The sequence below is a fragment of the uncultured Allobosea sp. genome, from assembly GCF_945956895.1.
In the GTDB taxonomy this organism is placed as follows: domain Bacteria; phylum Pseudomonadota; class Alphaproteobacteria; order Rhizobiales; family Beijerinckiaceae; genus Allobosea.
In genome coordinates this window covers 24,404-47,606 of sequence record NZ_CAMFJF010000029.1, presented here as the reverse complement: position 1 = coordinate 47,606, position 23,203 = coordinate 24,404, and the positions used below count along the sequence as shown (strand labels likewise).

At 66.8% G+C, this 23,203-nt stretch carries 22 protein-coding genes; 11 read left to right on the top strand and 11 right to left on the bottom strand.

Features of this window, described 5'->3' with window-relative positions; all coding sequences use genetic code 11:
- Positions 1–244: 244 nt before the first annotated feature.
- The 8 genes from Q0Q02_RS15740 to Q0Q02_RS15705 form a co-directional block, all read right to left on the bottom strand.
- A complete protein-coding gene (locus Q0Q02_RS15740) occupies positions 245–532 on the bottom strand; it encodes a hypothetical protein (protein ID WP_293810690.1) in 288 nt (95 codons plus the stop codon).
- 5 nt (positions 533–537) lie between these two features.
- The gene (locus Q0Q02_RS15735) at positions 538–1,548 is read right to left on the bottom strand and encodes a WD40 repeat domain-containing protein (RefSeq protein WP_293810689.1); all 1,011 of its coding nucleotides are present in this window, start codon (positions 1,546–1,548) and stop codon (positions 538–540) included.
- A gap of 158 nt (positions 1,549–1,706) precedes the next feature.
- Positions 1,707–2,669: a GTP-binding protein gene (locus Q0Q02_RS15730; protein WP_142114002.1), complete on the bottom strand. Its 963-nt coding sequence runs from the start codon at positions 2,667–2,669 to the stop codon at positions 1,707–1,709.
- A 179-nt stretch (positions 2,670–2,848) separates the two neighbouring features.
- On the bottom strand, positions 2,849–3,790 hold the full coding sequence (locus tag Q0Q02_RS15725) for a metal ABC transporter substrate-binding protein (RefSeq protein ID WP_293810688.1): 942 nt from the start codon (positions 3,788–3,790) through the stop codon (positions 2,849–2,851).
- Positions 3,791–3,824: 34 nt separating this feature from the next.
- Complete coding sequence (locus tag Q0Q02_RS15720) at positions 3,825–4,700, bottom strand: metal ABC transporter permease (RefSeq protein WP_293810687.1); 876 nt, start codon at positions 4,698–4,700, stop codon at positions 3,825–3,827.
- Positions 4,701–4,842: 142 nt separating this feature from the next.
- Positions 4,843–5,577, bottom strand: a complete 735-nt coding sequence (gene aztA / locus Q0Q02_RS15715; protein WP_293810686.1) for a zinc ABC transporter ATP-binding protein AztA — start codon at positions 5,575–5,577, stop codon at positions 4,843–4,845.
- Positions 5,578–5,588: 11 nt separating this feature from the next.
- Positions 5,589–5,738: a hypothetical protein gene (locus tag Q0Q02_RS15710; RefSeq protein ID WP_293810685.1), complete on the bottom strand. Its 150-nt coding sequence runs from the start codon at positions 5,736–5,738 to the stop codon at positions 5,589–5,591.
- Positions 5,739–5,798: 60 nt separating this feature from the next.
- Entirely contained in the window at positions 5,799–7,433 is a 1,635-nt protein-coding gene (locus tag Q0Q02_RS15705) for a glucan biosynthesis protein (protein ID WP_293810693.1), read from the bottom strand.
- A 221-nt stretch (positions 7,434–7,654) separates the two neighbouring features.
- Between Q0Q02_RS15705 and Q0Q02_RS15700 the strand changes: the two genes are divergently transcribed.
- The 3 genes from Q0Q02_RS15700 (at position 7,655) to Q0Q02_RS15690 (ending at position 11,286) form a co-directional block, all read left to right on the top strand.
- Positions 7,655–8,620 (top strand): TAXI family TRAP transporter solute-binding subunit, encoded by a 966-nt coding sequence (locus tag Q0Q02_RS15700; RefSeq protein WP_293810684.1) that lies wholly within the window; start codon positions 7,655–7,657, stop codon positions 8,618–8,620.
- Positions 8,621–8,785: 165 nt separating this feature from the next.
- Positions 8,786–10,924, top strand: a complete 2,139-nt coding sequence (locus Q0Q02_RS15695) for a TRAP transporter permease (protein ID WP_293810692.1) — start codon at positions 8,786–8,788, stop codon at positions 10,922–10,924.
- A complete protein-coding gene (locus Q0Q02_RS15690; protein WP_293810683.1) occupies positions 10,921–11,286 on the top strand; it encodes a DUF1850 domain-containing protein in 366 nt (121 codons plus the stop codon). The genes Q0Q02_RS15695 and Q0Q02_RS15690 overlap by 4 nt, the downstream gene beginning before the upstream one ends.
- 107 nt (positions 11,287–11,393) lie before the next feature.
- On the opposite strand, the gene Q0Q02_RS15685 is transcribed toward Q0Q02_RS15690, so the two are convergent.
- Entirely contained in the window at positions 11,394–11,633 is a 240-nt protein-coding gene (locus Q0Q02_RS15685) for a hypothetical protein (RefSeq protein ID WP_293810682.1), read from the bottom strand.
- 208 nt (positions 11,634–11,841) lie between these two features.
- Between Q0Q02_RS15685 and Q0Q02_RS15680 the strand changes: the two genes are divergently transcribed.
- From Q0Q02_RS15680 to Q0Q02_RS15660, 5 genes are read left to right on the top strand one after another with little or no spacing between them, the layout of a single operon-like run.
- A complete protein-coding gene (locus Q0Q02_RS15680) occupies positions 11,842–13,431 on the top strand; it encodes a gamma-glutamyltransferase family protein (RefSeq protein WP_293810681.1) in 1,590 nt (529 codons plus the stop codon).
- A gap of 6 nt (positions 13,432–13,437) precedes the next feature.
- Positions 13,438–14,634, top strand: coding sequence for an amidase (locus Q0Q02_RS15675; protein ID WP_293810680.1), 1,197 nt, complete (start codon positions 13,438–13,440; stop codon positions 14,632–14,634).
- Positions 14,635–14,646: 12 nt separating this feature from the next.
- Positions 14,647–15,276 carry a nitrile hydratase subunit alpha gene (nthA, locus tag Q0Q02_RS15670; protein WP_293810679.1) on the top strand — a complete coding sequence of 210 codons (630 nt, stop codon included), beginning with the start codon at positions 14,647–14,649 and terminating at the stop codon, positions 15,274–15,276.
- Entirely contained in the window at positions 15,273–15,932 is a 660-nt protein-coding gene (nthB, locus tag Q0Q02_RS15665; protein WP_293810678.1) for a nitrile hydratase subunit beta, read from the top strand. Before nthA ends, nthB begins: the two co-directional genes overlap by 4 nt.
- The gene (locus tag Q0Q02_RS15660) at positions 15,919–16,302 is read left to right on the top strand and encodes a nitrile hydratase accessory protein (protein ID WP_293810677.1); all 384 of its coding nucleotides are present in this window, start codon (positions 15,919–15,921) and stop codon (positions 16,300–16,302) included. Before nthB ends, Q0Q02_RS15660 begins: the two co-directional genes overlap by 14 nt.
- Positions 16,303–16,450: 148 nt before the next feature.
- On the opposite strand, the gene Q0Q02_RS15655 is transcribed toward Q0Q02_RS15660, so the two are convergent.
- Together Q0Q02_RS15655 and Q0Q02_RS15650 are read right to left on the bottom strand one after the other, a co-directional pair.
- Positions 16,451–17,566, bottom strand: a complete 1,116-nt coding sequence (locus tag Q0Q02_RS15655) for a nickel/cobalt transporter (RefSeq protein WP_293810676.1) — start codon at positions 17,564–17,566, stop codon at positions 16,451–16,453.
- A complete protein-coding gene (locus Q0Q02_RS15650) occupies positions 17,563–18,213 on the bottom strand; it encodes a DUF1007 family protein (RefSeq protein WP_293810675.1) in 651 nt (216 codons plus the stop codon). The genes Q0Q02_RS15655 and Q0Q02_RS15650 overlap by 4 nt, the downstream gene beginning before the upstream one ends.
- Before the next feature lie 304 nt (positions 18,214–18,517).
- Here Q0Q02_RS15650 and Q0Q02_RS15645 point away from each other — a divergent pair, with 304 nt between their 5' ends.
- The 3 genes from Q0Q02_RS15645 to Q0Q02_RS15635 all read left to right on the top strand — a co-directional run bounded on the left by Q0Q02_RS15645 (position 18,518) and on the right by Q0Q02_RS15635 (position 23,200).
- A complete protein-coding gene (locus tag Q0Q02_RS15645) occupies positions 18,518–22,075 on the top strand; it encodes an indolepyruvate ferredoxin oxidoreductase family protein (protein ID WP_293810674.1) in 3,558 nt (1,185 codons plus the stop codon).
- A gap of 166 nt (positions 22,076–22,241) precedes the next feature.
- Positions 22,242–22,916, top strand: a complete 675-nt coding sequence (locus Q0Q02_RS15640) for a Crp/Fnr family transcriptional regulator (RefSeq protein WP_293810673.1) — start codon at positions 22,242–22,244, stop codon at positions 22,914–22,916.
- Positions 22,917–22,993: 77 nt separating this feature from the next.
- Positions 22,994–23,200 carry a hypothetical protein gene (locus tag Q0Q02_RS15635; protein ID WP_293810672.1) on the top strand — a complete coding sequence of 69 codons (207 nt, stop codon included), beginning with the start codon at positions 22,994–22,996 and terminating at the stop codon, positions 23,198–23,200.
- The last annotated feature ends 3 nt before the right edge of the window (positions 23,201–23,203 follow it).

Sequence of the window (23,203 nt, the reverse complement as noted above, 5' to 3'; positions counted from 1 at the left end):
CGAACAGCATCGGCTCGGCGAAGGCGACGGCCGCCAGCACGATATTGGCCAGCGCCAGGATGACGCCAAGCCGCTTTTCGGGGCCGAGTTCACCGAGGACGCGGGCATAGAGCGAGAGCAGAGACATCGCAACGAGCTTTAGAGCATCGAATCAAGGCTGTCATTCCGGGTTCTTCGCTGCGCGAAGCCCCGGAATGACAAGCGTGGTGCCTATCACGAACGATCCATCAATCGTCCACGCGGCCTAGGAGCGGAGGGCTTCCGCCAACGCTTCCGCCGTCACCTCGGCCATCGCCATCTGCAATTTGTAGGCGCGGGTCTTCTCGCCGGGCTTCATCACCAGGATCACCGTCTCGTTGCCCGGGCAGGCGGGGTCGGCACAGATGATCTCGTTGACCGCGATTGCCGCCGCCTCGGGCAGGCCGAGCAGTTCCCTGACCTGCGCCTTCAACCGCTCGGCCAGAGCCTTCGCCTCGGCCTTCGCATCGCCGCCCTTGCGGGTCTCAGGCTTGCCGAAGAGACCGAAGCGCATGGCACTCAGCTCGGCAGGACAAGCACGCCGGCCGCGCCATCCTCGGCGCCGAAGGCGAGCCGCTTGCCGGCCTTGTCCCAGGCGAAGGCACTGATGCCGCTGTCGCGCAAAGCCGGCCGCACCAGCAATTCGGAGCCATCGGTCAGTCGGACCATCAGGATGCAGCCGTCATCATAGCCGATCGCCAGCACCAGCGCGCCCGGATGGAAGGCGACGCGGGTGACGCGGGCATGGCGCACGCCGCATTCGCGCGGCGCCTTGCCCTGCGGCCCATCGCCCTGGAACGGCCAGACGATCGCGCCATCCGCCCCGCTGGAGGCGAGCCAAAGCCCGTCATGCGACCAGGACAGCGAACGCGGCTTGGCGGGATAGCCGGTCATCCGCATATGGCCGGGCTTGTCGCCGAGCTTCCAGCCATGCAGCGCGTTCTCCTGCATCGAGGAGACGACGAAGCGCCCGTCCGGCGACCAGACGACGTCGAGATGCGAGCCCTTCCAGTCCAGGAATTCCGGCTTCGCCTCAGTATTGGGATACCAGAGCGAGACGCCGTTCATCTGAGCGATGGCGAGGCGATAGCCCTTCGGCGCGAAGACGAGGCCCTGCGGCGTGCTCGCGGCCTCCAGTGTGCGGATACGACCCTTCTCGTCGCGCGCCTGCACGGTCTTGCCGGTGTTCCAGGCGAGGTTGCCCGAAGGCGACAGCGTGATCGCATCGATCCAGCGGCGTTTCGGGTCCTTGGCCAGCTCCTCTGGCTCGCCCTCGGAGCGCGTCGCAACGACGCGCCCGTCATCGCCACCGGTGATCAGGCGCTCGCCATCGCCGATGGCGCAGAGGATGCCGCCGGCATGGGCCTCGACGCTGTCCACCACCGCGCCATCTCGCCAGCGCAGCACGCGCCCGTCAGCGAGCGCGAGCACGAGCCCCTGCTTCAGCCAGTGGACCGCGACGACATGCGTCTCGGCAGTGATCGGAGTGACATGCTCGCGCAGCGAGACGGGTGGGGTCATCGTCGTCATGCCGCCGGTCTAGCGCAGCTTGCAAGGAGAGGGAACGCGCTTGCCGTCATTCTCGGGCGGAGCGAAGTGCAGACCCGGGAATCTCGTCCAGGAAGAGGCTCCCGGCGCGTCAACGTCATGAGATGCCCGGGTCAAGCCCGGGCATGACGTGCCTGGTGTCACGCCGCGCAGGCTTCAAACCCCTTGCGCAATTCGTTCTCGTTGAGATCACGCCCGATGAAGACGAGGCGGCTCTCGCGGGTCTCGCCATCCTTCCAGTCGCGCTGCAGGTCGCCGTCCAGGATCATATGCACGCCCTGGAAGACGAAGCGGCGCGGCTCGTTCTTGAAGGCCAGGATGCCCTTGGAACGCAGGATGTTCGGTCCCTGGATCTGGGTGAGGTCGTTGATCCACGGCATGAACTTCTCGGGGTCGACATCCCCGGGAACCGTCAGCGAGATCGAGCGCACATCCTCGGCATGGTGGTGGTGATGCCCGGCCTCGAGGAAATCCGGCTCGATATCGAGGATACGGTCGAGATCGAAGGCGTTGCGGTCGAGCAGCGCGGCGATATCGACATTGGCGCGCTCGGCCTTGTGCAGCTTGGCATAGGGGTTGATGGCGCGGATCGCGGCCTCGACGTCGGCGAGCTCTTCCGCGGTCACCAAGTCGGTCTTGTTGAGCACGATCACATCGGCGAAGGCGATCTGGTTCTTCGCCTCCGGCGCATCCTTCAGCCGATCCTTGAGCCACTTGGCGTCGGTCACGGTCACGACCGCATCGAGGCGAGTGGCATCGCCAACATCCTGGTCGACGAAGAAGGTCTGGGCGACCGGCGCGGGGTCGGCAAGGCCGGTGGTCTCGACGATGATCGCGTCGAACTTGCCCTTGCGCTTCATGAGGCCATCGAGGATGCGGATCAGGTCGCCGCGCACGGTGCAACAGATGCAGCCGTTGTTCATCTCGAAGATTTCCTCGTCGGCACCGACAATGAGGTCGCCATCGATGCCGGCTTCGCCGAACTCGTTGACGATGACGGCGAATTTCTTGCCGTGGTCCTCGGTCAGGATGCGGTTGAGGAGCGTAGTCTTGCCGGCGCCCAGATAGCCGGTGAGCACCGTGACGGGGATTTTCTCGGACATGGCTTGACCTGCTCGATATTCAGGAATGGTTCTAGCTCGAACCGAAATCAAATCCGCAACCGTCATCCCGGCCGAAGCGCCGGGATCCATCATAGGGCGACGCCCTTCGATGGATCCCGGATCGGCGCCGCTTACGCGGCTTGTCCGGGATGACGGAGTGGTTCCTGCGGATTTGTCTCTCAGACCGGGCCGGCGGCGAGCGCCTTTTCGATTTCGCTTATATTGTGCTTCATCATCCGGATGTAAGTCCCCGCCGGCCCGGTCTCGGACGAGAGCGCATCCGAATAGAGCCGGCCGCCGACCTTGGCGCCGCTTTCGCGCGCGATCTGCTCGACGAGGCGGGGATTGGTGACGTTTTCGAGGAAGACGGCCGGTACTTTCTGCGCCTTCACCTGCCGGATGATGCGGGCGACATCCTTGGCGGAGGCCTCGGCCTCGGTCGAGACGCCCTGCGGCGCCACGAACGCGATGCCATAGGCCTTCACGAAATAGCCGAAGGCGTCATGGGTGGTGATCGCCTTGCGCCGCTCGGCCGGAATGCGGGCAATGGCAGCCTTCACCTCGCCTTCGAGCTTGTCGAGCTCGGCGAGATAGGCCGTGGCATTGGCCTCGTAGCTCGCCTTGCCCGCCGGATCGGCCGCGCTCAGCGCATCCCTGATATTCGCGACATAGAGCTTCGCATTGGCGATGCTCTGCCAGGCATGCGGATCGTCATGGCCATGGGCATGCGCGTGGCCGCCCTTGCCCTTCTCGTCATGGTCGTCATCGGCTTCGAGCGGGGTGACGCCCTTCGTCGCTTCGGCCATGGTCGCCTTGGTGCCGGAGGATTTCACGAGGCGCGGCAGCCAGCCCTCGAAATGCAGCCCGTTGACGACGACGAGCTTCGCCGCGGCCATCGCCTTCGCATCCGCCGGCGTCGGCGAATAGACATGCGCGTCGCCGTCGGGACCGACCAGCGTGGTCACGCTGACGCGATCGCCGCCGATCTGCCGGGTGAAATCGCCGAGAACCGAAAAACTCGCCACGACCGGCAACCTCTCCTGGGAGAAGGCACAGAGCGGCGCAGCGACTGCGGCAAGCCCGAAAGCAAGGCCGGCGACGAAGGCGCGACGGTTGGGCATGAGCGGCTCCAGAAAATGTAACGATATAACGTTTCTATCTCTGAAGATGGCCGCGAGGCAAGAGGCGTCGCGCAAGCCCGTCCTGCGAGCCGAACAGGAGCGAGCCGATATAGATCGCCCCGGCTGCGAGGATGATCGACGGCCCCGCCGGCAGGCTCGACCCCGCCGCATAGGACGTCACAAGCCCGGCATAGCCGGAGACCATGCCGAAGCCGGCCGCGAGCAACAGCAGGCGCGTGATATCCGCCGTCCAGAAGCGTGCCGCAGCGGCCGGGAGCATCATCATGCCGACGGCGAGCAAGGTCCCCAGCGCATGGAAACCGGCGACGAGATTGAGCACGACCAGCGCCAGGAAGGTCAGATGCACGAACCCACCGGAGCGGCTGACCGAACGCAGAAAGCCCGGGTCGACGCATTCCAGCACCAATGGCCGATACAGCGCCGCCAGCGAGAGCAGAGACACGGTCGCAACACTGGCAAGCAGGATCAACACCTGATCGTCAAGCGCCAGCACATTGCCGAACAGCACATGCAGCAGGTCGATCGCCGAGCCCCTCAGCGAAACGATGGTGACGCCGAGCGCGAGCGAGATGAGGTAGAAGGCGGCAAGCGAAGCGTCCTCCTTGAGCACCGTTGCTCGCGCCACGGCACCGGCCGCAAGCGCCACCGCGAAGCCGGCCGCAAGCCCGCCGATCGTCATCGCCGGCAACGAGAAGCCGGCAACGAGATAGCCCAGTGCGGCGCCGGGCAGGATCGCATGCGCCATGGCGTCGCCGGTCAGGCTCATCCGCCGGAGCATCAGGAAGACGCCGATCGGCGCTCCCGAAACGGAGAGCGCCGCCACACCGACGAGGGCGCGGCGCATGAAGTCAAATTCGGCGAAGGGACCGATGAGGAGATCGTAGAGCACGGGCGGGTCTGTTCCGTCGGTTGTCCTCAGCCCTCATCCTGAGGAGCCGCGAAGCGGCGTCTCGAAGGATGTTTCAGAGTGCACTGGAACATCCTTCGAGACGCAGCCTGAAGGCTGCTCCTCAGGATGAGGGCTTGATCTTTTACGCTGCGTCGCGCTGGCAGGGAGTGGCGTGGCTGTCGAAGGCCTCGACCATGCGCCGCGCCTTCAGCAGGTTCTCAGAGGTCAGCACGGTCGCAGTTTCGCCCCAAGCCACGGCCTCGCGCGCCAGCAGCAACGTCTGCGGAAAGGCCTGCCGAACCGTCTCGATATCGTGCAGCACGGCGACGACGGTACGGCTCTCGCCATGCCAGCGCCGGACCAGATCAAGCAGGTCAGCTGTGGTTCGCGCATCGATCGCGGTGAAGGGCTCGTCGAGCAGGATCACGTCGGCATCCTGCAGCAGGAGCCGCGCGAACAGCGCCCGCTGCATCTGCCCGCCGGAGAGCGTACCGATCGGCCGGCGCTCGAAGCCGGTCAGTCCCACCGCCGCAATGGCATGCTCGATCTTGTGGGCCGCTCTCGCGCCGATGCGGCCGAAGATACCGGCCCGGTTCCATAGGCCCATGGCGACGAGATCGTAGACATGGATCGGGAAGGAACGATCAAGATCGGCCGATTGCGGGAGATAGGCAAGCCGCTTGCCCTTGGCGAGCGAAACGCCGCCCGACAGCGGCGCGAGCGCCCCCGCAATGCCCTTGAGCAGGGTCGACTTGCCGGCGCCGTTCGGCCCGACGATGGCGGTGAGGCTCCCGGCCTCGATCTCGCCGGAGAGGTGATGCACCGCCGGATGGCGGTCATAGCCCAGCGTCAGGTCGGTCAGGCGGATGGCAGACATCGAACGCAAACTCACAGGATCACGGCCAGCGTCGCCAGCCAGAGCAGCGCGACGACGACAGCGGCCAATCCCACGCGCGTTCCCGCCGACAGGCGCAACAGCGACCACCCCGGGGCTTCCGAGGCAGCGCGATGCGTGCGAGGGGCGTGCGCGTGAGCCATGAGAAACGATATAATGTTACGCTCACGCCGGAGCAAGCGCGATTCCGCACCCGTCCCCGTTCAGAACGGCAGGTATTGGTAGAGCCAGGTCTCGGTCAGCACGGTATCGCCGGCCTTGAGATAGCAACGCATCTCGACGGGATCGCTGCCGGCAACGGAAAGGTCGAACTGGGCGCGCCAATGGCCGGGCACGTCGTCCGGCATCGCTTCGGCGAAAACATAGGAGAAGCTGCCGCGCGAGGTCGAGAGCACCACCTCCGGCTTCACACCAAAGGGAACAGACTCCAGTGCCGGCCCGAGGAACTCGACCATGAACTTGCGCACGCCGCGCGGCCGCGCCGTCCCCGGCTGGCCGCCATTGCCCAGCCGTGTCGCGACGACCCGGCCGAGCTGGGTAGGGAACGGCTCGTCGGCGAGCCAATGCAGCGTGTAGCGGAAATTGTAGGCGTTGCCGGCCCGGGCGGGCGCCTCCGGCACCCACATCGCGACGATGTTGTCGTGGATCTCGTCATCGGTCGGGATCTCGATGAGCTGCACGGAGCCCCGGCCCCATTGGCCATCCGTCTCGACCCAGAGGCTCGGGCGGCGCTCGTAATGCATACCGTCGAGATAATGCCCGGTCTCGCGGTCGCGCTGCATCAGGCCGAAGCCGCGCGGATCACTGTCGACGAAGGCCGAAGCCATGATGCGCGGAGGATTGTTCAGGGGGCGCCAGGCCCGCTCGCCCGGCCCGGTCCAGAGCGCGAGCCCGTCGGAATCATGCACCTCGGGGCGCCAGTCGATGGCGGTCGGCTTCGCCGTCTCGGAATACCAGAACATCGAGGTCAGTGGCGTGATGCCGAGCCGCGAGACATCCTTGCGCAGATGAAGCGCGGTCTCGATCTCCATGGTCACGCCCTTGCCGCGATGCATGCGGAAGCGATAGGCGCCAGCGAGACTTGGCCCCGAGAGCAGCGCGTAGATGACGACATATTCGGCGCCCGCCTTCGGCGTCTCCAGCCAGATATGGGTGAAGTCGGGAAACTCCTCCGCCTTGCCGGAGACGGCCGGATCGACCGCGACGCCGCGCGCCGACAGACCGTACTGGTAGAGCTCGCCGATGGCCCGGAAATAGGAAGCGCCAAGGAAAGCGACCCAATCGTTCGTCTTCCAGTCCAGCGCCTCGCCATTGCGCCCGGGATGACCGCTGCGGCTCTCCTGCAGGCGAAAGCCGGCGAAGCCCGCGCCGGCAGGCAGCTCGCGCGCCGGCGAATTCGCCGGCATCTCGAAATAGCTGGCATCGTAGACGATCTCGCGGGCCTTGCCGTCCTCGACGACATGCATCCTGACCGGCTTCTGGAAGAAGCGGCCGAGATGGAAGAAGGTCACCGGCCAGGGCGAGGGGCCATTCGCCCAGAGCGCCGAATCCGGCTTGAATGCGATCTTGCCATGCGCGTCATAGTCGATCCGCTGCATCACCTCGGGCCGCGGACTGGGCGGCGCCTCATAGGGCTTGGCCGCCATCTCCTTCGCACGCGCCTTCAATGTGTCGAAGCTGAAATCCCTGGAATCGACGAGCTTCAGCCCCTGCTGCGCCAGCGCTTCCGGCGCGAAGCCGAGCGCGGCAAGCGCCGCTGTCGCACCCGCGCCTGCGAGAAGAGTTCGTCGGTCGAGGCGAAGCCCCTGGCTGCTACCCTGCTCGGCGCGGTCGTGCATGTCGTCCCTGGTCACTCGTTGTTCGGAGGGCCCGGCCGGCTCGCCCCTGGCGAGATGGCCGTGTGAAACCGGAGATAGGCAGTCAATCATGGCGAAACCAGTCCGGCGCTTCGGCTAAAGGCGGACTGCCACCTGTCGTCGAGCGCTTTCCCTTTCCGGTTCAGCATGCTCTAAAAACGCGACAACTGGCCGCGTGAGCCGGACCTGACCAGGGAGACATCATGACATCGCTGTTCCGCAGCCGCCTTGCCGGCCTTGCTGCCGCCGTCGCGCTCGTCGCCGCACCGGCCGCCGCCAGCGCCCAGGACTTCATCAACGTCCTGACCGGCGGCACCTCCGGCGTGTATTATCCGATGGGCGTCGCGCTCTCGAAGATCTATGGCGAGAAGATCCAGAACGTCCGGCCGACCGTGCAGGCCACCAAGGCCTCGGTCGAGAATCTCGTGCTGCTGCAGCAGGGCCGCGGCGAGATCGCCTTCACGCTGGGCGATTCGCTCGACGCCGCCTGGAAGGGCGACGAGGAGGCCGGCTTCAAGGCCCCGCTGAAGAAGCTGCGCGGCATCACCGCGATCTATCCCAACTATGTCCAGATCGTCGCCTCCAAGGAGAGCGGCATCAAGACGCTGGCCGATCTCAAGGGCAAGCGCCTCTCGGTCGGCGCTCCGAAATCCGGCACCGAGCTCAATGCCCGCGCCATCCTCGCCGCCGCCGGCATCACCTACAAGGACCTCGGCAAGATCGAGTACCTGCCCTTCGCCGAGTCGGTCGAGCTGATGAAGAACCGCCAACTCGACGCCACCCTGCAATCGGCCGGGCTCGGCGTCGCCTCGCTGCGCGATCTCGCGACCTCCGTCGAGATCAATGTCGTCGAGGTGCCGAAGGCCGTCATCGACAAGGCCGGCCCACCCTTCATCAGCGCCCCGATCCCGGCCAACACCTATACCGGCCAGGCCAGCGACGTGAACACGGCCGCAGTCGTGAACTACCTCGTCACCCATGAAGGCGTGAAGGAGGAACTGGTCTACCAGATGACCAAGGCCATCTTCGAAAATCTCGGCGATCTCGCCGCCTCGCACGCGGCCGGCAGGGAGATCAAGCTGGAGAAGGCGCTCGACGGCATGCCGATCCCGCTCCATCCGGGCGCCGCGCGCTATCTCAAGGAAAAGGGCCTGAAGGCCGGCTCGTAAGGCGCCTGTCATCCCGTGCGCGCTGCAGCGTGTAACGCTGCTGCGCAGACACGGGACCGCGTGAAAAGAGCACTTTTTTCTGAAGACGATCCCGCATCTGCACCGCAGCACTGACGTGCCGCGGCGCGTGCGGGATGACACATGAGCATCGGCAGGACTTCGACCATGGCCGCTACCGAGACCGACCAGTTGGAAACCCTCTCCGGTGCGAAGCCGGGCGAAGTCGAGCGTGCCGATCTCGACAATTTCGAGCATGGTTTCCCGCCCGGCTTCGGCCCCGGCCGCTGGGGCGTGCTCGCCTATGGCCTGGGCCTCGCCTTCGCCGCCTTCCAGATCGCGATCTCCGCCTGGAACTTCCTGCCGAGCCAGGCGGCGCGCGGCGTCCATGTCGGCTTCCTGCTGCTGCTCTCCTTCGGCCTCGTCGCCAATTTCCGGGCCAAGGACACCCCCGGCCGGCTGCTCGGCTGGGCGCTCGGCGTCCTCGGCTTCGGCCTCGGTCTCTATCAGTGGATCTTCTACGCGGACCTGATCCTGCGCGACGGCGACCCCTCGACGCTCGATCTCGTCGTCGGCACGCTCCTGATCGTGCTGATCTTCGAGGCAGCGCGCCGGCTGATGGGCAATGCCCTGCCGATCATGTGCGGCATCTGCCTGCTCTACTGGTTCTTCGGCCAGTACCTGCCCTCGCCCTTCAACCATCGCGGCTACGGCTTCGACCAGATCATCGGCCATCTCTCCTTCGGCACCGAAGGCTTCTACGGCACGCCGATCTACGTTTCCGCGACCTATATCTTCCTGTTCATCGTCTTCGGCTCCTTCCTCGAGAAGGCCGGGATGATCCATCTCTTCAACGACGTCTCGCTCGGCCTCTTCGGCGGCACGCGCGGCGGCCCGGCCAAGGTCGCGGTGTTCTCGTCCGGCCTGATGGGCACGATCTCCGGCTCAGGCGTTGCCAATGTCGTCACCGTCGGCCAGTTCACCATTCCGCTGATGATCAAGTTCGGTTATCGGCGCGCCTTCGCCGCCGGCGTCGAGGCGACCGCCTCGATGGGCGGCCAGATCATGCCGCCCGTGATGGGCGCCGTCGCCTTCATCATGGCCGAGACGCTGGGCGTGCCTTATGCCGAGATCGTCAAGGCGGCGGTGATCCCCGCTGTGCTCTATTTCGCTTCGGCCTTCTGGATGGTGCATCTCGAAGCCGGAAAATACGGGCTCAAGGGCATCGAGCGCGCGATGCTGCCGAGCCCGCTCAAGGCGCTGCGCGAACGCTGGTACCTCGTGCTGCCGCTCGCCGTCCTCGTCTTCATGCTGTTCCACGGCTTCACGCCGCTCTTCGCCGGCACGATCGGGCTGGCGCTCACCGTCGGCCTGCTGCTCGGCGCGGGGGTCGCGGCAGGGCTGAACACGCAGACGCTGCGCGTAATCTTCTGGGTCGGGCTCGGCCTGATCGCCGCCGCGCTCTTCCGCGAGGGCATGGATATCCGCGTCGTCGCCGGGCTGATAGCGGTCCTGATCCTCGCCAACGCCTTCACGCTGGGCGGGCGTACAACGCTCGCGATCAGCCGTGACGCGCTCGCCGACAGCGCCAAGACGGCGCTGCCGGTCGGCATCGCCTGCGCCATCGTCGGCACCATCATCGGCCTGATGACGCAGACCGGCATCGGCACCACCTTCGGTGCCTGGATCATCGGGCTCGGCCAGCACAGCCTGTTCCTGGCGCTGATCCTGACGATGATCCTGTCGATCCTGCTCGGCACCGGCATCCCGACGATCCCGACCTATATCATCGTCGCCGCACTCGCCGCCCCCGCGCTGGAGAAGCTCGGCGTGCCGCTGATCGTCAGCCACATGTTCGCCTTCTACTACGGCATCATGGCCGATCTCTCGCCGCCGGTGGCGCTCGCCGCGCTCGCCGCAGCCCCCATCGCCAAGGAGAACCCGGACAAGATCGGCTGGGAAGCGATGCGCGTCGCGCTCGCGGGCTATGTCATTCCCTTCATCGCGGTCTATTCCCCGGCGCTGATGCTGCAGCCGGGCGATCCGATGGCCAATGTCATCGGCTTCTGGCCGGCCGTGGTCTACGCCACCTTCAAGGCGACAATCGCCATCGGCCTCTTCGGCATGGTCGCGATCGGCTATCTCTTCGGCAAGCTCACGGTACTGGAACGCGTGCTCTGCTTCGGCGCAGCGGTGCTGCTCTTCGGCGAATTCGCCTATAGCGACCCGCTCGGCTATGCACTCGCCGCCGCTGTCGTGCTGCGGCACTGGTTCACAGCGCGCAAGGCCGAGACCACCACCGCATGAGCCTGTGCCTCGCGGCCGGCGCGCTCGTGGTCGTGCTCGGCCGGGGCGAGATCACACTGGGCTGGCGCCATTCGGTGCAGAAGACGCTGTGGGAGGAGGTCTGGCGCGAGACGCCCGCCGGCCTCGAGATTGTCGAAGCGCGGATAGAAGGCTCCGGCGCCGGCATGGACCCGCCCGACGGCGCGAAGCTTGTCGGCGGCTTCTGGCGCTGGCATCCGGCGCTGCCGCCGCTAAGGGAAGTGGTGATGCGGCGTTCGGGCGTGACCGCCGACTGGCGCGTCTGCACAGCGTCGGGCTGTCGCGCGATGGGCGACTATCTCCCGGCTGATGCCGATCCGGTCACGTTGAAGATCTGCGACTAGAAGCGCCGTCATTCTCGGGCGATGCGAAGCGCAGACCCGGGAATCTCATGACGAGAGAATACGGATTTCCGAGGTGCGTGGGGCTCAAGCCCAAGCAGGACGCTCGATCAATCGACCTCGGTCAGATGCTCGATCTTGAGCATGCGGCGCATCAGGTTGACCAGGCCGTAGGCGGCGAAGACCGAGAAGATCGCCATCATGATGTATTCGAAGATGGCGCCCAGATCGAACAGGCCGGCCAAGGCCCAGCCGGCCGCCAGCGCCACGCCGAAGAGCTCGACGGCGATCAGGATCCCGAACGAGGTGACCATGATCAGGTTGCGCCAGTTGGTATGCCGTCCGGCCATGCTGTCCTTCCCGAGATCACCGCGCGTCCGACCGGACGCGATCACGATGATCGATCACAGTATCATCGCATCGGATGCATCCGATGCGATCGCGCCGGCCGCCTCACACGGTCATGCGTCCCACGCACCTAGCGGAGCTTGCCGCCCCATGCAACAAATTCGCGCCCATCGCGCAGATGGGCATGATCTCCGCGCTTGAAAAGTCCTGATGCTCGATACGCCCGTCTTCGCCTCCGCCGCCGTGGCAGCTCCCCATCGCCTCGCCTCCGAGGCTGGCCGGGCCGTGCTGGCCGAAGGCGGCAACGCCATCGAGGCCATGGTCGCGATGGCCGCGACCATCGCGGTTGTCTATCCGCATATGAACGGCATCGGCGGAGACGGCTTCTGGCTGGTCCATGAGCCCGGCGGGCGCCTGCATGGCATCGAGGCCTGTGGTCCGGCCGGTTCGCTTGCGACGATCGAGCACTATCGCGGCAAGGGCTATGACGCCATCCCCGCGCGCGGGCCGGAAGCGGCGCTGACGGTCGCGGGCGCGGTTGGTGGCTGGCAGCTTGCGCTTGAGCTGTCGCGGGCTCTTGGCGGGCGCATGCCGCTCAGCGATTTGCTGATGGACGCGATCGGCCATTGCCGGGAAGGCTATGCGGTCTCGGCTTCCGAACTCGCCAACAAGCCGAACGAACTGGAGGCGCTGAAGGCCGCGCCGGGCTTCCTCTCGACTTTCTGGATCGATGGCGCCCCGCCCAAGCCCGGCACCCGCCGCCGGCCGGAAGCGCTCGGTGCAGCCCTGGACCAGCTTGGCCATGCCGGCCTCGATGACTTCTATCGCGGCGATGTCGGCCGCGAAATCGCCGCCGATCTCGAACGCATCGGCGCTCCCATCACCCGCACCGATCTCACCCGCTATCAGGCCCGATCGGTCGTGCCGCTGAAGCTGAAGCTCCCTGGCCTCACCGTCGCCAACCTGCCGCCACCGACGCAGGGACTGGCCTCGCTCATGATCCTCGGCATCTTCGAGCGTCTCGGCGAAGCGAGGCTCGACTCGTTCGAACACCATCACGGGCTGATCGAGGCAACGAAGCGCGCCTTCGCCATCCGCGACCGCTATGTCACCGATCCGGTCGAACTCGACCACCCGCCCGCCGATTTCCTGACCGACGCCGCCCTGATGCGCGAGGCGGCGGCCGTCGATATGAAGCGGGCGGCGAAGCTGCCGCTGAGCCATGGCGACGGCGACACGATCTGGATGGGTGCGATCGACGGCAAGGGCCTCGCCGTCTCCTATATCCAGTCGATCTACTGGGAATACGGGTCCGGCTGCGTGCTGCCGATGACCGGCATCCACTGGCAGAACCGCGGCGTCTCCTTCTCGCTCGACAGGAATGCCTCCAATCCGCTGAGGCCCGGCCGCAAGCCCTTCCACACGCTGAACCCGGCCCTGGCACGTTTCGACGACGAACGCGTCCTGCCTTATGGCGCGATGGGCGGCGACGGCCAGCCGCAATTCCAGGCGCAGATCCTGACGCGCTACCGCGCCGGCCAGAATCTCGCCACGGCGGTCGATGCGCCGCGCTGGCTCTTCGGCAAGACCTGGGGCGCCGGCTCGACGAGTCTCAAGTTCGAAAGCCGCTTCGATCCGTCGCTGCTCGAGCGGCTCGATGCCGCCGGCCATCCGGTCGAGGAGAGCGGCCTCGCCTATTGCGAGGGCTTCGGCCATGCCGGCATGCTGGTCAAGCACGCCAAGGGCCATGTCGAAGCCGTGCATGACCCGCGTTCCGACGGCGATTCCAGGGGGATCTGACGCCAGATGACTTTCGACGATCCGTTCCGCTGCTTCCTCCCCTATCCCGACGCGCCGGTGAAACATGCCGTCGCCGGCCCGCTCGCCGGGCTGACGCTGGCGGTGAAAGACCTCTTCGACATCAAGGGCTATCCGACCGGGGCGGGCTCGCCGCTGGTGCTGGCGCAATCCGGCATCAAGGCCAAGACCGCGCCGATCGTGAAGGAGCTGCTCCAGGCCGGTGCCCGCTTCGTCGGCAAGACCCATACCGACGAGCTCGCCTTCTCGCTCAACGGCCAGAACGCGCATTTCGGCTCGCCGATCAACCCGGCCGCGCCTGATCGCATCACCGGCGGCTCCTCCTGCGGCTCGATGGCGGCGGTCGCCGGGCGCCTCGCCGATATCGCGCTGGGCTCGGACACCGGCGGCTCGGTGCGGGCGCCGGCAAGCTATGGCGGCCTCTTCGGCATCCGGCCGAGCCATGGCCGGCTCTCGCTGAAGCGCGCCTGGCCGCTGGCGGAAAGCCTGGACACGCCCGGCTGGTTCGCCCGCGACGGCGACATCTTCGCCCGCGTCGCCAATGTCCTGTTCGGCCCCGACAAGACGGAATTGCCGGAAGCCCCACGCCTCCTGATGGCCGATGACATGTTCGCCCAGGCTGTGCCCGAGGCCGAGACGATCCTGCGCAATGTCGTGCAGCGCACCGTGCCCACGCTCGGCCAGCCCGAAGGCGTCAAGCTCGTCCGCGATCTCGATGCGCTCTACTGGGCTTTCCGCTGGATCCAGGGCCGCGAAGCCTGGCTGTCCGATGGCCCGATGATCGAGCGCTTCTACCCGCCGCTCGGGCCGGGCGTGAAGGAGCGCTTCGCCTTCTCGAAGGCGGTGACCGACGCCGAATACGCCAAGGGCGAAACCACCCGGAAATCCTTCCGCACCAGGCTGTCGCGCCTGCTCGGCCAGAACGGGGTATTGGTCCTGCCGACCATGCCGGATGTCGCCCCGCTGATCGCGGCGAAGGAATCGGAGCTCGAGGATTTCCGCAATCGCGCCTTGCGCTTGCTTTGTCTTGCGGGCTTGTCCGGCTTCCCGCAGGTCACGATTCCCGTGGCGCAGCGCGACGGCGCCCCGCTCGGCCTGTCATTGATCGGGCCGAAGGGCTCCGACCGCTCGCTCGTCGCCTTCGCGGTGCGCTACGAACGCGCCGCGCGCATCCGGATCGCCTGAGAGGAGACCGCCATGAGCGGACATCACCACCACGATGACGACCACACCCATGACAACCACTTCACCGCCATCGAGGCGCGGGTGAAGGCGCTGGAAACGCTGATGGTCCAGAAGGGCTATGTCGATCCGGCCGCGCTGGACGCGATCATCGACACCTACGAGACCAGGATCGGCCCGCGCGACGGCGCCCGCATCGTCGCCAAGGCCTGGACCGACCCGGCCTTCGCCGAGCGGCTGAAGGCGGACGGCACGGCGGCAGCGGCAGAGCTCGGCTATGGCGGGCGCGGCGGCGAGCATATCGTCGCCTGCTTCAACACGCCCGAGCAGCACAACCTCATCGTCTGCACGCTCTGTTCCTGCTACCCATGGCCGGTGCTGGGCCTGCCGCCGGTCTGGTACAAATCCCCGCCCTACCGCGCCAAGGCGGTGATCGACCCGCGCGGCACGATCGCCGATTTCGGCGTGACGCTGCCGGAGACCCAGCGCATCCGCGTCTGGGATTCGACCGCCGAGACCCGCTTCATCGTCATCCCGATGCGCCCCGCCGGCACCGAGGGCTGGAGCGAGGAGAAGCTCGCCAGCATCGTCACTCGCGATTCGATGATCGGCACCGGCCTGCCCCGCGTGGAGGACGCGGCATGAACAGCGCCCATGATCTCGGCGGCCAGATGGGTTTCGGCCCGGTCGTCCCCGAGCCGAACGAGCCGGTCTTCCATGGCGACTGGGAGAAGCGCGTGCTCGCGATCAATGTCGCGGCCGGCGCCATGGGCGCCTGGACCATCGACGAGATCCGCCATGCCCGCGAGAGCCTGCCGCCGGCCCAGTATCTCTCCTCGACCTATTACGAGATCTGGCTTGCCGCGCTCGACAAGGTGCTGGTCAAGCATGGCTTCCTGAGCGCCGACGAGCTCGCCACCGGCAAGCCGGCCCCCGAGCGCCGCGAGCCAAAGCGCGTGCTCAAGGGCGAGGAGGTCGCCGGCGTCCTGCGCCGCGGCTTCCCCTACGAGCGCGAGGCCAAGGCCCCGGCCCGCTTCGCCATCGGCGACAAGGTCCGCACCATCGTGATGCACCCGCAGCATCACACCCGCCTGCCGCGCTATGCCCGCGGCAAGATCGGTGTAATCGAGCGCATCGTCGGCTGCCATGTCTTCCCGGATACGGGCGCGCAGGGGCAGCCGGAAACGGCGCAATGGCTCTACACGGTGGTCTTCGACGGCAGAGAACTCTGGGGCCGCGACGCCGACCCGACCTCCACCGTCAGCATCGAGGCTTGGGAGAGCTATCTTGAGCCGGCCTGAGACCGATCTGGCGGCAGCATTGGCCGCCGACACGCCGATCCCGCGCGATGCCGAGGGGCCGATCTTCGCCGAGCCCTGGCAGGCGCAGGCCTTCGCGCTGGTCGTCGAGCTCCAGAACAAGGGTGTCTTCACCGCCGAGGAATGGGCGCAGGCGCTCGGGGCTGAAATCCGTGAGGCGCTCGCAGCCGGGGGCTGCCGCGACGGCTCGGATTATTACGAGCGCTGGTGCGAGGCACTGGAGCACCTGCTGATCGCGAAGGGGCTGACCTCCCATGACGGCGTCGACGCCCTCGCCGCCTCCTGGGCCCGCGCGGCCGAGGCGACACCGCACGGCAAGCCGATCCTGCTGGAGAACGATCCGCTGCGGTAGCCACAGCGAGCGCGAAAGCCTCTGCCGTCATCCCGGGCTTGCCCCGGGATCCATCGGAGGGCTCGGCGCTCTACGATGGATCCCGGATCGGCGCTGCTGCGCCGCTTGTCCGGGATGACGGTGTGGTTCCGTACCAAGCCGACGCGCGTCAGCTCCCCATCCCGCCGATCCACAGACCGGTGAACAGCGCCGCGCCCAATACGGCAACGAAGGCTGCGGCCAGCAATTCGAGCCCGGCGATCAACCGGGCCGAGCGCAGGCTGCCGCCGCCCGCGAATTTCAGTGCCGCGAACTTGAAGAAGACGGCGAAGGCGGCCAGCGCCCCGGTGGTGAGCGCCGTGCCCAGTGCCATGGCGAAGGCTGCGGCGATGCCGGCCCAGAACAGCCCCTGCGCATTGGCGAAGACGAGGATGATCAGCGCACCAGCGCAGGGCCGCGCGCCGGCCGCGACGACGACGCCGGCCATGTCGCGCCAGCCGGCGAGCCGCGAGACCTGCTCGGCATCGGGCATATGGACATGGTCGCAAGTCGCCGGGTCATGCGCCCCGCCCGCTTCCAGCCGGACCAGCGCGCCCGCCTTCCGCCAGAGCATCAACAGCCCAACCAGCGCGACAAGCAGGAAGCTGCCCTGCTCGATCACGGTCGTCGCGGCGTTCATCTGCATCGCGGTCACCCGCAGCAGCAAAGTCGCCACCGTGACGATCGCGATCGCAACCAGCGCCTGCAGGAGCGCCGCCGCGAAGCTCAATCCCAGGCCCCGCTTCAAGCTGCGATTGTCGGCGACAATGTAGCCGGAGATCACCGCCTTGCCATGGCCGGGCCCGGCCGCATGGAAGACGCCATAACCGAATGAGAGCCCGAGCAGACCCCAGAGCGCGCCCGGAGCGGTCGCGATCGCCTTCAGCGTCGCCGTCAATTCGCGATAGAAGCTCGATTGCCAGGCGAGCAGAACCGCACCGAAGCCCGTCGTCGACGGCAGAGCCTCGCGCGGCAAAGCCGTGCCGAAGGGGTTGCGCGGCGGCGGCGGAGGCGGCGGGCTCACGCTCGCGATCAGCATGGCGAGCAGCGCGACCACGCCCCCGACCAGAAGCAGCGCCAGCGCGCAGGCGATCAGGCGCCGCGACAGCGCGTTACCCCTAAGCGAGCCCTCATCCTGAGGAGCGCTCGGAGAGCGCGTCTCGAAGGATGGTCCAGAGTGCGCTGGAACATCCTTCGAGACGCCGCTTCGCGGCTCCTCAGGATGAGGGCTGAGGGAGACACTCACGGACATGCCACCAGCGCCCGCGTCACGATTTCGAGACCGCTGACATCGGGCGTCGCAGTGATATCGGCCTCGGCCAGGCGCTTCTGCGTGGTGTCGTCGAGCTTGGGCGGGCGGTTGACCCGCACGACGCAGCCTTGCGGCGCACCTTTGGTCACGACCGCATCCGGCGCATCGACGATGTCGAAGGCGACGAAATAGGTGGGATCGCCGATCTCGATGCCGAAGGAGCGCGCCCTGGCCGGGGTCTTCAGCGGCAGCGTGAAGACCAGCGTCAGCACCTTGTTGTCGAAGGACATGATCTGCTCGCCCGGGGTGCCGAATTCCTGCTTGCGGCCGTTGAGCTTGGCGGCAGTGAAGAACTCGACATCGGGCAGCGATTCGACGTTGATCTTGGCGAGTTCGGCGAGCTCGTCCGAAGTCAGCTTGCCGTCGCCGTTCTTGTCGAGCCCTTGGGTGATGTAGGCCGAATAGGCCTCGTCGAAACTCCAATGGTGTCGGATCGCCTGCACCGCGCCGTCAGACGAAAAGACGATTTCGGCTTTGGCCGCGACGAAGACATGCGGATGCGCAGCTGCCGGCCCTGCCCCGATGGCGGCCAGCAGGAGCCCGGCAAGGGCCGTCAGAGATGCGCATCGCGTCAAAGCCAAGACCTCCGTGATCCCGACCTGCGTGGATCATGGCCAAGCGATCGTCAACGGCCGTGACAGGCCTGCGACGACCGCAACAGCCATCCCCGCCAAACAGGGCCAAATCGCGGCGCCCTCCACACGACGCGCCACATCTCGCCCGCAAGCCCATTGGACCGGGCCGCGAAAACTGGAATGATACCAGATCGATTGACCGCCTCCGGTCGATATGTCAGCTTTGCTGACATATTCGCCGCGGAGACGGCAAAGCATGAGGCCGGGACTACCGGCCCGTCGGTGGGAACGACGATCCGGGAGGCCGAGCATGGCCGAGATACCGCGTAAATCCGGCACCGAAACGGGCGCGCTGCCCCAGATCGGATTGCGCGAAGTCGCGCTCGACGACAAATACGATCTCGACAAGCGCGAGGTCTTCCTCACCGGCACGCAGGCCGTCGCCCGCATGCTGCTGATGCAGCGCGAGCGCGACCGGCAGGCCGGACTCGACACGGCCGGCTTCGTCTCCGGCTATCGCGGCTCGCCGCTCGGCGGATTAGATCAACAATTGATGCGCGCCGCGAAGCCCCTCAAGGCCGCCAACATCGTCTTCCAGCCCGGCCTGAACGAGGACCTCGCCGCGACCGCGATCTGGGGCACGCAGCAAGCGGGTTTGAGCGGCGAAGGCAAGCACGATGGCGTCTTCGCGCTCTGGTACGGCAAGGGACCGGGCGTCGACCGCTCAGGCGACGTCTTCCGCCATGGCAACATGGCCGGCACCGATCCCAAAGGCGGCGTCATCTGCCTGATGGGCGACGACCACACCGCGGAATCCTCGACCAACGCCCACCAGACCGAATTCGTGCTGGTCGACCGGATGATGCCGATCCTCAACCCGGCCGGCGTGCAGGAGATCATCGATTACGGCCTGCATGGCATCGCGCTCTCGCGCTTCGCCTCGGTCTGGGTCGGCATCAAATGCGTCAAGGACAACATCGAATCGACGGCCTCGATCGACGGCGCGCTCGATCGTGTCACCATCGTCACGCCAACCGATTACACTCCGCCGCCCGGCGGCCTCGCCATCCGCCGCGAGCTCGATTTCGTCGAGCAGGAGCGCCGGATGCATCTCTACAAGCGCGATGCGATGCTGGCCTATCTGCGCGCCAACAAGCTGAACCGCATCGTCACCCAGGGTGGGAAGAAGCCGCGCATCGGCATCGCCACCGTCGGCAAGTCCTATCTCGACGTGCAGCAGGCACTGGCCGATCTCGGCATCGACGAGGTCCGCGCCAATGATCTGGGTATCCGCCTGTTCAAGCTCGCCTGCCCTTGGCCGATCGACCCGGCCGAGCTGAAATCCTTCGCCAAGGGACTCGACCTGATCCTGGTGGTCGAGGAGAAGCGATCGCTGATCGAGGTCCAGGTCCGCGAGGAGCTTTACGGCGCCAAGCACCAGCCGATGGTGATCGGCAAGAAGGACGAAAAGGGCGACTGGCTCTTCCCCGTCCATGGCGCGCTCGACCCCAACGACATCGCGATCGCGCTCGGCTCACGCCTGCTTCAATACCGCGACGACCCCGCCCTGCGCACTCGGCTGGAGGAGATCGCCGCGGCGCAAGGCCGCCTCGCCGAGGCGCAGGAGATCGCCAAGCGCACGCCCTATTTCTGCTCGGGCTGCCCGCATAATTCCTCAACCGTGGTGCCCGAGGGCTCGCGCGCCTATGCCGGCATCGGCTGCCATTACATGGTGCAGTGGATGGACCGCGACACCGCCGGCTTCACCCAGATGGGCGGCGAAGGCGCAAACTGGGTCGGAGAGGCGCCGTTTTCGAAGCGCGGCCATGTCTTCCAGAATCTCGGCGACGGCACTTATACCCATTCCGGCTCGCTCGCGATCCGCTGGGCCGTCGCGAGCGGCGTCACCATCACCTACAAGCTGCTTTACAATGATGCCGTCGCGATGACCGGCGGCCAGCAGGCCGAGGGCCATCTCTCGCCCGACCAGATGGCCCGCCAAGTCGCGGCCGAGGGCGTGAGCCGCATCGCCGTGGTCAGCGACGAGCCCGGCAAATATCCGCCCGGCACGCAATGGCCGGCCGGCACGACACTGCACCACCGCGACGAGCTCGACACCGTGCAGCGCGAGCTGGCCGGAACCTCCGGCGTCTCGCTGCTGCTCTACGACCAGACCTGCGCCACCGAAAAACGTCGGCGGCGCAAGCGCGGCGCCTATCCCGACCCCGACAAGCGCGTGATCGTCAACGAGCTGGTCTGCGAGGGCTGCGGCGATTGCGGCGTGCAGTCGAACTGCGTCTCGGTGCAGCCGCTGGAGACCGAATTCGGCCGCAAGCGCCAGATCGACCAATCGAACTGCAACAAGGACTTTTCCTGCGTGAAGGGCTTCTGCCCCTCCTTCGTCACGGTTCATGGCGCGAAGCCGAAAAAGGCCGATCCGCTCCGGCTCGATGCCTCGGCGCTCGGCGAAGCTGAGCTGCCCGAACCGATCGTGCCGGCGCTCGATCGCAGCTTCGCGGTCATCGTCACCGGCGTGGGCGGCACCGGCGTCGTCACCATCGGCGCGATCCTCGGCATGGCCGCGCATCTCGAAGGCAAGGGCTGCGGCATGATCGACATGGCCGGGCTCGCCCAGAAGGGCGGCGCGGTCTTCAGCCACGTCAAGCTCGCCCCCCACCCGGACGATATCCACGCCATCCGCGTCACCGCCGGTCAGGCCGACCTGATCCTCGGCTGCGACTTGATCGTCACCGGCTCGAAAAAGGTGCTCGGCGCGGTCCGGCCCGAGCGTGGCACCGTCATCGTCAACACAGCCGAGAGTTTGCCCGGCGATTTCACCCGCAATGCCGATTTCTCGCTGCCGACCGAGCGCCTGAAACGCGCGATCCTCTCGGCCGCCGGCCGCGAGCAGACGCATTTCATCGACGCGACCGCGGCTGCCGTCGCCTTCCTCGGCAATGCCATCGCCGCCAACATGTTCATGCTCGGCCATGCCTGGCAGCTCGGCGCGGTGCCGCTCTCGCGCGACGCTCTGACCAAGGCGATCGAGCTCAATGGCGAGGCCGTCGCCATGAACAAGCAGGCCTTCGAGCTCGGCCGCCGCGCCGCACATGATCCCGAAGCGCTCGCCGGCCTCCTGTCGCAAAGCAAGGCGGCGACGCCGGCCCGCCAGCTCTCCCAGACGCTCGACGAGATCATCGAGCGTCGCGTCGCCTTCCTCACCGCCTATCAGAACGCCGCTTATGCGGCGCGCTACCGCCATCTCGTCGCCCGTGCCCAGACGCGGGAAGCGGCGGTGATGCCAGGCCAGACGGCACTCGCCGAGGCCGTCGCGCGCAATCTCTTCAAGCTGATGGCCTACAAGGACGAGTATGAGGTCGCCCGCCTCTACAGCGACGGCGCCTTCCGCAAGCAGGTCGCGGCGACCTTTGAGGCCAAGGGCAACGAAGGCAAGAAGCTGCGCTACGAATTCCACCTCGCCCCGCCTCTACTGGCACGGCGCGACCCGCATACCGGCCTGCCACGCAAACTGAGCTTCGGCCCCTGGATGATGGGCACCTTCTCCGTGCTCGCGAAGTTCAAGGGCCTGCGCGGCACCGCCTTCGACCTCTTCGGCTACACGCAAGAGCGCCGCACCGAGCGCCGGCTGATCGCGGATTACGAAGCGCTGCTGAACGAGCTGCTGACGCGGTTGTCGCCGGAGAATCACGCGCTCAGCGTGGCGCTGGCCGCGATCCCGGAAAAGATCCGCGGTTTCGGCCATGTCAAGGAGCGGCATCTCAAGGCGGCGAAGGCCGAGGAGGCGACGCTGCTTGGGCGGTTGCGTGAGGGTGGCTCCGCCGCGGCCTTGCCGCAGGCTGCGGAATAGCCCGCAGCATTCCGTAACGTCATGCTCGGGCTTGCCCCGAGCATCTCGTGACAAGAAGGCTCCGGAGCCCCTTCCTGAAGGAGATTCTCGGGTCTACGCTCCGCTTCGCCCGAGAACGACGCCACGCCGCCCGAAGCCTGCCCCGCCAACCCGGATAACCGCCACCTTGATCACCCCCGAGGAACTGCGCGCCATCGCTTCCTGGTCCCGCGACCTGTCGGAGGCCGAGTTCGAGGAGGCGCGGCGCGGCATCTCCTTCAAGAGCTACGGCAAGGGCGCCTCGATCTGCCATGTTGGCGACCGGCTGGAATCCTGGACCGGCGTCGCCGATGGGCTGGTCAAGATGGCGACGACCTCGAAGACCGGGAAATCCGCGACGCTCGCCGGCATGCGCTCCGGCGCCTGGTTCGGCGAGGGCACCGTGATCAAGGCCGAGGCGCGCCGCTACGAGCTGGTGGCGCTCCGCGAGACGCGGCTCGCGCTGATGCGGCGCTCGACCTTCCTCTGGCTGTTCGAGCATTCGGCCGCCTTCAACCGCTTCCTCGTCCACCAATTCAACGAGCGCCTCGCGCAGTTCATCTCGTTGGCCGAAACCGAGCGCACGCTCGATTCGACCGGGCGCCTCGCCCGCAACCTCGCCTGGCTGTTCAATCCGATCCTCTATCCCGATCTCGGCCGCACGCTGGCGATCTCGCAGGAGGAACTCGGCATGCTGGCCGGCATCTCCCGGCAGATGGCCAATCAGGGTCTGGCGAAGCTCGCCGATCTCGGCCTGATCGAACTCGGCCATGGCAGCGTCACCATCCGCGACCTCGACCGGCTCGCCCGCTACGAAGGGTGAGGAGCCTCGGCGGCACCAAATCGCGCTTCGTGCGTTCCTTCTCCGAACAGCCGCAGGCTGAGAAAGGAACCGCCGCCATGTTTGGCCTCCTCGACCTGTTCGCAAAGCGGGTCAACGCCCAGATCGCCGAGTACGCCGCCGCGCAGTCGGATATCGCCCGGCGCCTTTTGGGAAGCTGGTGTGCTTCCCTCCAGCCGTACCAGCCCGCGAAAGTCCGCGCCGCGCCGCGGAATCCCGGCATGGCATCGGAGCATTCGCCCACACAGCGGCGCCGTCATATCTGAACG